The organism is Pseudomonas sp. S1_G07 (assembly GCF_054668565.1).
Genome location: NZ_CP162778.1, coordinates 4,969,434 through 4,981,405, shown reverse-complemented (window position 1 = coordinate 4,981,405; position 11,972 = coordinate 4,969,434). Strand labels below are relative to the sequence as shown.

The following is an 11,972-nucleotide window of genomic DNA, read 5'->3' as shown; positions in this document are numbered from 1 at the left end:
CGACTCCGGTTGGCAATGCGATCTAAATGTGGGAGCGGGCTTGCTCGCTAATGCAGTGGACCAGTCGACACATCTATTGACTGACACAACGCATTCGCGAGCAAGCCCGCTCCCACATTGGTTTTGTGGTGGGGTTGAAATCGCATTTCCTCGCCACAAGCTACTGTTTTGCAAAGCGGCCGAAAACACCGCTTACCGACAGCCCGACGCTCTGCTAAAATGCGCCGCCTTATCCGTCCGTAGGCTCAAACGTGCCATTTACCTGGGTTGATTGGGCGATTGTCGCCATCGTCGCCATCTCCGCTTTGATCAGTCTCAGCCGCGGCTTCGTAAAAGAAGCACTGTCGCTGCTGACCTGGATCATCGCAGGGATCGTAGCCTGGATGTTCGGCGGTTCGCTGTCGGTTTACCTGGCCGGATACATCGAGACACCTTCGGCCCGCGTCATCGCGGGCTGCGCCATCATGTTCATCGCCACGCTGCTGGTGGGGGCAATGGTCAATTATCTTATTGGCGAGTTGATACGTGTCACCGGCCTTTCCGGTACCGATCGATTTCTCGGCATGGCCTTCGGCGCCGCGCGTGGCGCGTTGCTGGTGGTAGTGGCGGTCGGGCTGTTGAGCCTGGGGCCGGTACAGCAGGATGCATGGTGGCAGGAGTCGGTACTCGTGCCAAAATTTCTATTGGTTGCCGATTGGTCCAAGAACCTCATTCTGGGGTGGAGCAGTCAGTGGCTGGCCAGCGGAATCAGCGTACCCGCTGATCTTCCGTTCAAGGAACACCTCTTACCGGCCAAAACGCCTCAGTAAGCGGTGTTCAGTCAAGATTCATTAAGTAGGGGTTGCGTCGCATGTGTGGCATCGTCGGTATCGTCGGTAAGTCGAACGTCAATCAGGCGCTGTATGACGCGCTAACCGTCCTCCAGCACCGCGGCCAGGACGCTGCCGGTATTGTGACCAGCCATGACGGCCGGTTATTCCTGCGCAAGGACAACGGCCTGGTACGTGACGTGTTCCATCAGCGTCACATGCAGCGCCTGGTCGGGCACATGGGTATTGGTCATGTGCGTTACCCGACTGCCGGTAGCTCGACGTCGGCCGAAGCTCAACCGTTTTACGTCAACTCGCCTTACGGCATCACCCTGGCGCACAACGGTAACCTCACCAATGTTGAACAGCTGGCCAAGGAGATTTACGAATCTGACCTGCGCCATGTCAACACCAGTTCCGACTCGGAAGTGCTGCTCAACGTGTTCGCCCACGAACTGGCCCAGCGCGGCAAGCTGCAGCCGACCGAAGAAGACGTGTTCGCCGCCGTGATCGACGTGCACAACCGCTGCGTCGGTGGCTACGCGGTAGTGGCGATGATCACCGGCTACGGTATCGTCGGTTTCCGCGACCCGCACGGCATCCGCCCGATCGTGTTCGGCCAGCGTCATACCGACGAAGGCGTTGAATACATGATCGCTTCCGAAAGCGTGTCCCTGGACGTACTGGGTTTCACCTTGATCCGCGATCTTGCGCCGGGCGAGGCGGTGTACATCACCGAAGATGGCAAGCTGCACACCCGCCAGTGCGCCGTGGCGCCGACACTCACCCCGTGCATCTTCGAACACGTCTACCTGGCGCGTCCGGATTCGATCATCGACGGTGTCTCGGTGTACAAGGCGCGTCTGCGCATGGGCGAGAAGCTGGCCGACAAGATCCTGCGCGAGCGTCCCGAGCACGATATTGACGTGGTGATCCCGATCCCGGACACCAGCCGCACCGCGGCGCTGGAGTTGGCCAACCACCTGGGCGTCAAGTTCCGCGAAGGTTTCGTCAAGAATCGCTACATCGGTCGCACCTTTATCATGCCTGGCCAGGCAGCGCGCAAGAAGTCGGTACGCCAGAAGCTCAATGCCATCGAGCTGGAGTTTCGCGGCAAGAACGTGATGCTGGTGGACGACTCCATCGTGCGCGGCACCACCTGCAAGCAGATCATCCAGATGGCCCGTGAAGCCGGTGCGAAGAACGTTTACTTCTGCTCCGCGGCGCCCGCCGTGCGTTACCCGAACGTCTACGGTATCGACATGCCGAGCGCTCACGAACTGATCGCCCACAACCGCACGACCCAGGACGTGGCCGACCTGATCGGCGCCGATTGGCTGATCTACCAGGATCTGCCGGACCTGATCGAAGCGGTCGGCGGCGGCAAGATCAAGATCGAGCAGTTCGACTGCGCCGTGTTCGATGGCAAGTACGTGACCGGCGACGTCGATGAAGCCTACCTGGACAAGATCGAGCAGGCGCGTAACGACTCCTCGAAGATCAAGACCCAGGCGGTCAGCGCGATCATCGATCTGTACAACAACTGAGTAGACACCGGCCCTGAGGGGCCGGTTTTGTCTCTTGAATAAAGCATTGAGTAAGGAGTGGCAGCATGAGTCAGGAATGGGATGCCGGTCGGTTGGACAGCGACCTCGATGGCGTAGCTTTCGATACCCTGGCTGTGCGTGCCGGCCAGCACCGTACCCCGGAAGGTGAGCATGGCGACCCGATGTTCTTCACCTCCAGCTACGTGTTCCGCACCGCCGCCGATGCCGCTGCGCGCTTCGCTGGCGAAGTGCCGGGCAACGTGTATTCGCGCTACACCAACCCGACTGTGCGCGCGTTCGAAGAGCGTATCGCGGCGCTGGAAGGCGCTGAGCAGGCGGTAGCCACCGCTACCGGCATGGCGGCGATCCTGGCGGTGGTCATGAGTCTGTGCAGTGCCGGCGACCATGTGCTGGTGTCGCGCAGCGTGTTTGGCTCGACCATCAGCCTGTTCGAGAAGTACTTCAAGCGCTTCGGTATCGAAGTGGACTACGTGCCACTGGCGGATCTGTCCGGCTGGGACGCGGCGATCAAGGCCAATACGAAATTGCTGTTCGTCGAGTCGCCGTCCAACCCGCTGGCCGAGTTGGTGGATATCGCCGCGTTGTCCGAAGTGGCTCATGCCAAGGGCGCAATGCTGGTGGTCGACAATTGCTTCTGCACGCCAGCCTTGCAGCAGCCGCTGAAGCTGGGCGCGGATATCGTTGTGCACTCAGCCACCAAGTTCATCGACGGCCAGGGCCGTTGCATGGGTGGTGTGGTCGCCGGTCGCGGCGAGCAGATGAAGGAAGTGGTGGGCTTTTTGCGCACCGCCGGCCCCACCCTGAGCCCGTTCAATGCCTGGGTCTTCCTCAAGGGCCTCGAGACCCTCAGCCTGCGCATGAAGGCCCATTGCGCCAACGCCCAGGCCCTGGCCGAATGGCTGGAACAGCAGGAGGGTATCGAGAAGGTGCACTACGCCGGGCTCAAGAGCCACCCGCAACATGCGTTGGCCCAGCGCCAGCAACGTGGTTTCGGCGCCGTGGTGAGCTTTGAGGTGAGGGGCGGCAAGGAGGGCGCCTGGCGCTTTATCGATGCCACGCGCCTGATTTCCATCACCGCCAACCTGGGTGATAGCAAAACTACCATCACTCACCCGGGCACTACTTCCCACGGTCGCCTGTCGCCGCAGGAGCGTGAGGCGGCGGGTATCCGTGACAGTTTGATCCGCGTTGCGGTGGGCCTGGAAGACGTGGCCGACTTGCAGGCAGACCTGGCCCGCGGGCTGGCTGCCTTGTGATCGAGTGGTCCATGGAGGCCGCTGTGGCTGCTAACGGGCGTGTCGCGCTGGTGACGGGGGCCGCGCGTGGCATTGGCCTCGGTATCGCGGCGTGGCTGATCAGCGAAGGCTGGCAGGTGGTCTTGACCGATCTGGACCGTGAGCGCGGTTCCAAAGTGTCCAAGGTGCTGGGCGAGAACGCCTGGTTCATCACCATGGATGTGGCCGACGAGAAGCAGGTCGCCCAATGCGTTGCTGAGGTGCTCGGGCAATTCGGGCGCCTGGACGCGTTGGTGTGCAATGCGGCGGTGGCCGACCCGCGCAATACCACCCTGGAAAGCCTCGACCTGGCCTACTGGAATCGGGTGCTGGCGGTGAACCTCAGTGGGCCGATGCTGCTGGCCAAGCACTGTGCGCCGTACCTGCGTGCCCATGGCGGGGCGATCGTCAACCTGGCTTCGACCCGGGCCCGTCAATCGGAGGCGGACACCGAAGCCTATGCGGCGAGCAAGGGCGGCCTGTTGGCGCTGACGCACGCGTTGGCCATCAGCCTGGGGCCGGAAGTGCGGGTCAATGCCGTCAGCCCCGGTTGGATCGATGCGCGGGACCCCGCTGCGCGGCGTGCCGAGCCGCTGGCGGACGCCGATCACGCCCAGCATCCGGCGGGCCGGGTCGGCACGGTCGAAGACGTGGCGGCGATGGTGGCGTGGCTGCTGTCGCGCCAGTCCGGGTTTGTCACCGGGCAAGAGTTCGTGGTGGATGGCGGCATGAGCAAGAAGATGATTTACGCCGAGTAGGGTGGCTGGCCGTCTTGAAGCAATTTTGTCTTTTTCAGAAAAACTTCAAGCAGGCTATTGACTTAGGTCTGCTACCTGCGTAAATTTCGCGGCCTCAACGAAGCAAAGGGTGATTAGCTCAGCTGGGAGAGCATCTGCCTTACAAGCAGAGGGTCGGCGGTTCGATCCCGTCATCACCCACCACTTCTTGAGAGTTTTGTCCTAGGGCAAGACGCAACGTTAAAGGTTGCACCGACGCGCAGCGGTAGTTCAGTCGGTTAGAATACCGGCCTGTCACGCCGGGGGTCGCGGGTTCGAGTCCCGTCCGCTGCGCCATATTTTCCAGGTTCGATTTTCGAGCTTGAGATTGAACAGCTCAGGCTGATCGATCAGATGTTTAAAGACGGTTGAGGGTTTACGCTCAATTGCTCAAGCGATACGCAGCGGTAGTTCAGTCGGTTAGAATACCGGCCTGTCACGCCGGGGGTCGCGGGTTCGAGTCCCGTCCGCTGCGCCATATCTGCCTCAAGGCCTACTGAACGCCTTGAAGCACAAAGCACGCCTCTGGCTACTTTGATCCGATAGCAAAGACCCTGGTCGAAAGACCGGGGTTTTTTGTGTCTGCGATTTGGTGTTGGCCAGGGTATCCCAGCAAGCCGCGTGGGAGCTGGCTTGCCTGCGATAGCCGCGACTCGGTCCCATCAGTCTGCGGTGTCACTATTGCAGGCAAGCCGTTCAATCAGAACCCCAGCTTGTCCCGCAGCCCGTAATACCAAGCCCCCATCGCCGCAAACGGCGTGCGCAACAGTTGCCCGCCCGGGAAAGGATAGTGCGGCAGGTCGGCAAACGCATCAAAACGCTCGGCCTGGCCTCTCAGAGCCTCCGCCAGTACCTTGCCTGCCAGGTGCGTGTACGTGACGCCATGGCCGCTGCAGCCCTGTGAGTAATAGATGTTGTCGCCCAGGCGGCCGACCTGTGGCAAGCGCGACAGGGTCAGCAGGAAATTGCCCGTCCACGCGTAGTCAATTTTCACATCCTTGAGTTGCGGGAAGGCTTTGAGCATTTTCGGTCGGATGATCGCCTCTATGTTTGCCGGGTCGCGCGCGCCGTACACCACGCCACCGCCGAAGATCAGGCGCTTATCGCTTGTAAGGCGGTAGTAATCGAGCAGGTAGTTGCAGTCTTCCACGCAGTAATCCTGCGGCAGGAGGGTCTTGGCCAGCTCATCCCCCAGCGGTGCCGTGGTAATGACTTGCGTGCCGCAGGGCATCGACTTGGCTGCCAGTTCCGGCACCAGGTTGCCCAGGTAGGCATTGCCCGCGACGATGATGAACTTGGCCCTGACCTTGCCTTCGGCGGTATGCACCACCGGGTTGGCGCCACGCTCGATGCGCACCGCCGCCGACTGCTCGTAGATCGTACCGCCGAGAGACTCCACGGCCGCTGCCTCCCCCAGCGCCAGGTTGAGCGGGTGGATGTGCCCGCCGCTCATGTCCAGCAGGCCGCCGACATAGTTGTCACAGGCGACCACCTCGCGGATGCGGCGTTGGTCCAGCAACTCCAGCTGCGTGTGGCCGTAGCGCTCCCACAGGCGCTTCTGCGACTCCAAATGCCCCATATGCTTGCTGTTGAGCGCGGCGAACACACCGCCATCCTTCAGGTCGCATTGGATCTGATACTTGGCCACTCGCTCACGAATAATCCTGCCGCCTTCAAACGCCATTTGCCCCAGCAACTGCGCTTGACTGGGGCCGACACTGCGCTCGATCACGTCAATGTCGCGGCTGTAGCTGTTGACGATCTGCCCGCCATTACGACCTGACGCGCCAAAGCCGACCTTGGCGGCTTCCAGTACCGTCACGCGAAAACCGTTTTCCAGCAGAAACAGCGCGCTGGACAGGCCGGTATAGCCGGCGCCAATTACGCACACATCGGTTTCGACCTCACCCTGCAGCATTGGGCGCGGTGGAGCTGCATTGGCGGAAGCAGCGTAATACGACTGGGGGTAGGGGGTGTTCGCCATACTGGAACCTCTGTTTTATATTTTTTACGAGTAACTCGATCCTACCTGAGTTGAAAATTGCCTGCCAGCGACCTAAAAATCACGGGTGTGCCCCTCGCCAATAAAAAATTCGCATATTCATAGGGTTAGCTGCAAAAAAGATGTTGACACCCCTTCTGAATTCCGTAGAATGCCGCCTCACAGCAGGCACGTAGCTCAGTTGGTTAGAGCACCACCTTGACATGGTGGGGGTCGTTGGTTCGAGTCCAATCGCGCCTACCAAACAAAATCCGCTCTGCTGGGCGGTCTGGAAGGGCCCACCGAAAGGTGGGCCCTTTTTTGTTGTGGCCCTGAAATACCCGGAGAGTGAAATGGAGCGAGCAATGGAAGTGTCGTTCAACGTGTCCGCGCAAGAACGTGAGGCCATTCTCAAGCCTTTGAGAGCCTACAACCTCAGCCATGCCGGCGACATGGCGTTCGAGACCGTCGGGGTGCTGCTGCGTGACCCCGAGACTCAGGAGGTGGTGGGTGGTCTCTACGCAAAGATTTCCTACGGTTGGATGTTTATTGAGCTCTTGAGCATCCCGGACTCCATGCGTGCCCAAGGCACGGGCACGCGCTTGATGCAGGCCGCTGAAGAGGTAGCCCGGCACAAGGGCTGCGCCGGTATCTGGCTGGACACGTTCAGCTTCCAGGCCCCGGGGTTTTATCGAAAGTTGGGCTTCAGTGAATTTGGCCATATTGCCGATTACCCGCCGGGTCACCAACGCCACTTTTTCCAGAAACGCCTGGGGTGATCCACGGCGTGTCGTCGCCAGGCGGGGTGCCTTGCCTGGCCTGGCGCGGTTGATATCAGCGATCAACTGTTTGGCAATCCTTTCAACGCGCACCGACAAAATTTATTGGTGCGCAGCAACAATTTTTCTTGTTGGACACCTCCCGCCTCCAGGCAGCAAAGTTGCCGCCACTGACGCTCGCCCTCACGGGTCAACAATAAAAAACCGAGCCGACTGCGCGCCACTTCCTGCTGTGAACCCTTGGTTCACATCCTGCTGTAATGGCGCCGCCGCGCGCACTTAAGGACCTCTCCGCCATGCAAACTGTTGTGAACTTATGGCCGTTGATCGGCGTACTTGTGATCGTGGTTGGCTTCGTTTTGCGTTTCAATCCGCTGTTGGTGGTGACCGCCGCCGCTATCGCCACTGGGCTGGCCGCCCACTTCCCGCTGGAAAAGATCCTCGCCACCATGGGTGATGGCTTCCTTCAGACCCGTGCCTTGCAATTGATTCTGCTATTGCCCCTGGCGGTCATTGGCTTGCTGGAGCGCCATGGGTTGCGCCTGCATGCGCAGAACTGGATTGCGCGGTTCGAGCGCGCCACGGTGGGGCGTTTGCTGATCATCTACCTGTTTGTGCGCGAATCCACCGCTGCCATGGGCTTGACCAGCCTGGGCGGTCACCCGCAGATGGTGCGCCCGTTGCTGGCCCCGATGGCCGAAGGTGCCGCGGAAAAACGCTACGGTAAGCTGCCGGACAAGCTGCGCCACAAGGTATTGGCGATGTGTGCTGCGACGGACAACGTCGGCCTGTTCTTTGGTGAAGACATCTTTGTCGCCTTTGGCGCGATTGCGTTGATGCACACGTTCCTGCTGGGTTCCGGGATCGATGTGGAGCCGCTGCACATTGCGGTATGGGGCATTCCCACGGCGATTTGCGCCTTTATCATTCACGCGATCCGCCTGCATCGGTTTGACCGAAGGCTGACCCGCGAGATGACGCCCGCCGCCCGCCCGGTGGAGGCCGCACAATGATCATCTCTATTCAATACCTGTACTGGCTTGCCGGGGTTCTGCTGCTGATTACCGCGGGCATGATCCTGATGGATCGAACCCATCCCAAGCGCTGGTCCAGCGCCTTGTTCTGGCTGTTGTTCGCCATTCCGTTCCTGGTGGGCGAGCGCCTGCCATCGGTGGTGATCGGCGCCGGTGTAGTGGTGATGGCGTTGATCGCGGGGCTCGGCGGCGTTGGCCGTGGTACCCATTCCGAATTGCATGACAAGGCTTCGCGCGCCAGCGCCGCTCGCTTGGGGCACAAGCTGTTTATTCCCGCGCTGGCGATTCCCCTGACCACGGTGATGGGTTCGGTCTTGCTCAAGCACACCGAAATTGGCGGTGTGCCGTTGCTGGACCCGAAAAACACCACCTTCGTCTCCCTCGGTATCGGCTGCCTGATTGCCCTTGCCCTGGCCTGCTGGCTGACCCGCGATACCCCGGTGCAAGCCTTGCGCGAGTCGCGTCGCCTCACCGAAGCCTTGGGCTGGGCCATGGTGCTGCCGCAAATGCTGGCGATGCTTGGGTTGCTGTTCAATGAGGCCGGTGTGGGCACGGCGGTTGCCCACGTCACTACCACCTATATCAACCTGGATTTCAAGCTGGTGGCGGTGATGGTCTATGTGTTGGGCATGGCGCTGTTCACGGTGATCATGGGTAACGGCTTCGCGGCGTTCCCGGTGATGACCGGTGGCGTGGGTGTACCGGTGCTGGTGGGTATCTACGGTGGCAACCCGGCAGTGATGGCGGCCATTGGCATGTTCTCCGGCTACTGCGGGACCCTGATGACTCCGATGGCGGCCAATTTCAATATCGTGCCGGCGGCGTTGCTGGAGCTGCCAGACAAAAATGCGGTGATCAAGGCGCAATTGCCCACCGCATTGATGATGTTGGTGGTCAATATCGTGCTGCTTTACCTGTTGATGTGAGGCCAGGATGCAAACCCTACTGCTGACGGGCTTCGAGCCCTTTGATCAAGATCTGCTGAACCCGTCCTGGGAAGCGGCGCGCCAACTGGACGGCATGCAGCTCGACGAGGGTGTGCGGATTGTTGCGCGGTGCCTGCCCTGTGCATTTGCCACGGCGGGCGAGTGTCTGGTCCAACTGATCGCCGAACTGCGCCCGGCGATGGTCATTGCCACCGGGTTGGGCCCTGGGCGCAGCGACATGTCGATCGAGCGGGTGGCGATCAATATCAACGATGCGCGTATCCCCGATAACCTGGGGGCGCAGCCCATCGATACGGCGGTGGTGGTCGGCGGGCCGGCGGCGTACTTTTCGACCTTGCCGATCAAGGCTATGGTCAAGGCCCTGCGTGAAGCGGGGATTGCCGCCTCGGTGTCGCAGACGGCGGGTACGTTCGTCTGCAACCAGGTGTTCTACCGTTTGCAACATGCACTCACGGGCTCGGGGGTGCGCAGTGGCTTCATCCACGTGCCCGGCCAGGCCTCGATGGCGCTGTCGAGCGTGGTCGACGGGCTGCTCGTGGCGCTGTTCGCGGCGTGGAACAACACGGTGGACGTGGTGGAGGTGGGCGGTCAAGTGGGTTGATTCAATGCGCGGGGTGGCAACCTCGGCTACAGTTCAATCACGTCCCTGTCTTGGATAGTCGCCATGATCAAGTCTTTGAAAGGTGTGTCTATCGTGTTGTCGCTTGTCTTGTCTGCCGGTAGCGCCGTCGCCCTGGCCGACCCAGGCAATGGCAAGGGCCAAGGTCACAATAAAGGTAACGGTCAAGGCGGGCAGGGGTATGACAAGCCCAAGGGCAAAGGTGCGCAGGGCCGTCATGGCCCCAGCGTCGACCGCAGCGGCGTATTGACTGTGTTGGGGGGCTACCGCGACTACTGGAGCCCGGGGCCCGCGTTGCCCCCGGGCATCCAGAAGAACCTGGCACGGGGCAAGCCGCTGCCGCCGGGTATCGCCAAAAAACTCGATGCTCGTTTATTGAACCGCTTGCCCCATTACGATGGCTACGAATGGCAGCAAGCGGGTACCGATTTGATATTGGTAGCCCTCGCGACAGGGCTTATCTACGAAGTGCTCAATGGTGCGTTTGATTGACGCGGTGATGGCTCATGCCGCGCTGATGCCGACCGTTCATGCCATCGCGAGCGAGACTCACGCAGTACCGCTTTCCTGTTGGCTATCGAGCAGGTAATTACCGGCTTTGAGTTCGTCTTCGACAACGAGGATGTTCATGGGCAGGGCTCTGGTTCGATGCGTTGCGCAAGTGTAGCCGGGTCAATTGTCATTGGGGCAATCGGTGTCCTGCACCTGATAATCCAACTCGTGTTCACGGCCCTGCTGGTCCAGATAGTTGAGGTGCGCCGGAACGATGCCGCACTGGCCGTAGGTGTCGGTGCTCGACAGTACTTTGGCGACATCCAGATGAAGGAAAAAGCCGGTTTTGTCGTGGATCACGCTGCCTTTGTCAGCGGCGAACACAGAGCCGGTAGCCAACAGGGCAGTCAAGCCGAGGATAAACATTCTCATGACGGTACCTCTCTTCAAGGGTGGGCTGCCAGGAGGGCAGTGCGTTCAGGGTACCCAGGTGACTCGAACGGCCAGCCAACAGGAGAATGAAAAGTTCGTAATGATTGGCCGCGCGACGCCCCCGTGGCGTTTACAAGCAGCGAGGTGATCCGTAGATTGCATCGGGCCGATTATTCGTTTCAGCCCGCGAGGAAACCACGCAGTGTCCATCCGAGGTTCAGCCGTATTTGCCCGCCCTTACCGCGCCTTTCTGTTCGATATGGATGGGACCCTGCTCAACTCCATTGCCGCCGCCGAGCGGGTATGGAGCCGCTGGGCTGAGCGTCATGGCCTGGATGTAGCGGCGTTCCTGACCACCATTCATGGCGCCCGCGCCATCGATACCATCACTCGCCAGGCATTGCCGGGCATCGATCCCGAGGTTGAGGCGCAGTGGATTACCGAAGCTGAACTCAATGATGTTCAAGGCGTAGTGGCGATTGGCGGTGCCGTCGAGTTTCTGAACGGCTTGCCCGGCGATCAGTGGGCGCTGGTGACGTCTGCCCCCAAGACGCTGGCGTTGCGCCGGCTGCAAGCGGCGGGCATTACGCCGCCAGCGGTGCTGGTGACGGCGGAAGATGTCGCCATCGGCAAACCGGACCCGGCCTGTTATGTCCTGGGTGCGCAGCGCCTGGGGGTGGCGGTGCGGGACTGCCTGGTGTTTGAAGACGCCAAGGTGGGTATTCGAGCGGGGGAGGCCGCGGGGGCGGATGTGTTGGTCGTGACGTCGACGCATCTTGAGCCCATGCTCACCGAGCATCCTTCGGTCGACGGGTATGAGCGCCTGCAGGTGACGCGCCATGCTGACGGTTTGTTGTTCCTGCAATGCACGGCGGGCTGATACACAAAAACCGGACCCTTTATCGGGCCCGGCCTTGTTCGTGGGGGATTGCCTGAGTAGAGGCCTGCATCCGGTCGCTGCGCATGCTTTGGCGCGATATCACCATTTCCCTGAGGATCTCGTTGGCGAGCCGCGCGATCCCTTCGACGCCGCGATAGTGCGCGCGCACGATCCCGGTGACGGCGAAATGGTCGGTGTCCGGGCCGCTGAGCACCGCTGAGAGGGTGCCATCGGCGTGCAACGTGCAGTTGACCGTATAGCTGGGCAGGCGGGCTGCCAGGGCGGATTCGATTTGGGTTTTACCAAGGGTGTCCATCTGCTTCAGCGCCTTTATTGGCTGTGCGAACAATCCCAAGGATAGGTGCTGTTACGAGGCTGTAA

Annotated in this window: 13 protein-coding genes, 4 tRNA genes and 1 pseudogene; 14 read left to right on the top strand and 4 right to left on the bottom strand. The window is 60.8% G+C overall.

Features of this window, described 5'->3' with window-relative positions:
• Positions 1 to 251 precede the first annotated feature (251 nt).
• The 7 genes from AB4O05_RS22645 (at position 252) to AB4O05_RS22615 (ending at position 4,905) form a co-directional block, all read left to right on the top strand.
• Entirely contained in the window at positions 252 to 809 is a 558-nt protein-coding gene (locus AB4O05_RS22645; RefSeq protein WP_460135205.1) for a CvpA family protein, read from the top strand.
• A gap of 41 nt (positions 810 to 850) precedes the next feature.
• Positions 851 to 2,356, top strand: a complete 1,506-nt coding sequence (purF, locus tag AB4O05_RS22640; protein ID WP_460135206.1) for an amidophosphoribosyltransferase — start codon at positions 851 to 853, stop codon at positions 2,354 to 2,356.
• A 65-nt stretch (positions 2,357 to 2,421) separates the two neighbouring features.
• Complete coding sequence (locus tag AB4O05_RS22635) at positions 2,422 to 3,633, top strand: O-succinylhomoserine sulfhydrylase (RefSeq protein ID WP_460135207.1); 1,212 nt, start codon at positions 2,422 to 2,424, stop codon at positions 3,631 to 3,633.
• Between the two features lie 11 nt (positions 3,634 to 3,644).
• Positions 3,645 to 4,409 (top strand): SDR family oxidoreductase, encoded by a 765-nt coding sequence (locus AB4O05_RS22630; RefSeq protein WP_460135208.1) that lies wholly within the window; start codon positions 3,645 to 3,647, stop codon positions 4,407 to 4,409.
• A gap of 107 nt (positions 4,410 to 4,516) precedes the next feature.
• Positions 4,517 to 4,592, top strand: a tRNA-Val gene (locus tag AB4O05_RS22625).
• Positions 4,593 to 4,647: 55 nt separating this feature from the next.
• Positions 4,648 to 4,724 (top strand) — tRNA-Asp (locus AB4O05_RS22620).
• Between the two features lie 104 nt (positions 4,725 to 4,828).
• A tRNA-Asp gene (locus tag AB4O05_RS22615) sits at positions 4,829 to 4,905 on the top strand.
• A 222-nt stretch (positions 4,906 to 5,127) separates the two neighbouring features.
• Here AB4O05_RS22615 and AB4O05_RS22610 read toward each other — a convergent pair.
• On the bottom strand, positions 5,128 to 6,411 hold the full coding sequence (locus AB4O05_RS22610; protein ID WP_460135209.1) for an NAD(P)/FAD-dependent oxidoreductase: 1,284 nt from the start codon (positions 6,409 to 6,411) through the stop codon (positions 5,128 to 5,130).
• Between the two features lie 184 nt (positions 6,412 to 6,595).
• Between AB4O05_RS22610 and AB4O05_RS22605 the strand changes: the two genes are divergently transcribed.
• From AB4O05_RS22605 to AB4O05_RS22580, 6 genes are all read left to right on the top strand, one after another.
• A tRNA-Val gene (locus AB4O05_RS22605) sits at positions 6,596 to 6,672 on the top strand.
• Positions 6,673 to 6,761: 89 nt separating this feature from the next.
• A complete protein-coding gene (locus tag AB4O05_RS22600; protein ID WP_460135210.1) occupies positions 6,762 to 7,187 on the top strand; it encodes a GNAT family N-acetyltransferase in 426 nt (141 codons plus the stop codon).
• Positions 7,188 to 7,483: 296 nt separating this feature from the next.
• Positions 7,484 to 8,200, top strand: a complete 717-nt coding sequence (locus AB4O05_RS22595; protein ID WP_460135211.1) for a DUF969 domain-containing protein — start codon at positions 7,484 to 7,486, stop codon at positions 8,198 to 8,200.
• Complete coding sequence (locus AB4O05_RS22590) at positions 8,197 to 9,147, top strand: DUF979 domain-containing protein (protein ID WP_460135212.1); 951 nt, start codon at positions 8,197 to 8,199, stop codon at positions 9,145 to 9,147. The genes AB4O05_RS22595 and AB4O05_RS22590 overlap by 4 nt, the downstream gene beginning before the upstream one ends.
• A 7-nt stretch (positions 9,148 to 9,154) precedes the next feature.
• Positions 9,155 to 9,769 (top strand): pyroglutamyl-peptidase I, encoded by a 615-nt coding sequence (pcp, locus tag AB4O05_RS22585; protein ID WP_460135213.1) that lies wholly within the window; start codon positions 9,155 to 9,157, stop codon positions 9,767 to 9,769.
• Between the two features lie 63 nt (positions 9,770 to 9,832).
• Positions 9,833 to 10,279 (top strand): anti-virulence regulator CigR family protein, encoded by a 447-nt coding sequence (locus AB4O05_RS22580; protein WP_460135214.1) that lies wholly within the window; start codon positions 9,833 to 9,835, stop codon positions 10,277 to 10,279.
• A 25-nt stretch (positions 10,280 to 10,304) separates the two neighbouring features.
• On the opposite strand, the pseudogene AB4O05_RS22575 reads toward AB4O05_RS22580, so the two are convergent.
• Positions 10,305 to 10,417 (bottom strand): annotated as a pseudogene (locus AB4O05_RS22575) (DNA-binding response regulator); the annotation flags it as partial.
• 42 nt (positions 10,418 to 10,459) lie between these two features.
• Positions 10,460 to 10,711, bottom strand: coding sequence for a DUF2790 domain-containing protein (locus AB4O05_RS22570; RefSeq protein WP_460135215.1), 252 nt, complete (start codon positions 10,709 to 10,711; stop codon positions 10,460 to 10,462).
• A 202-nt stretch (positions 10,712 to 10,913) separates the two neighbouring features.
• Here AB4O05_RS22570 and AB4O05_RS22565 point away from each other — a divergent pair, with 202 nt between their 5' ends.
• Positions 10,914 to 11,591, top strand: coding sequence for an HAD-IA family hydrolase (locus AB4O05_RS22565; protein ID WP_460135216.1), 678 nt, complete (start codon positions 10,914 to 10,916; stop codon positions 11,589 to 11,591).
• Positions 11,592 to 11,610: 19 nt separating this feature from the next.
• On the opposite strand, the gene AB4O05_RS22560 is transcribed toward AB4O05_RS22565, so the two are convergent.
• Positions 11,611 to 11,907, bottom strand: coding sequence for a hypothetical protein (locus AB4O05_RS22560; RefSeq protein ID WP_460135217.1), 297 nt, complete (start codon positions 11,905 to 11,907; stop codon positions 11,611 to 11,613).
• Positions 11,908 to 11,972: the final 65 nt, after the last annotated feature.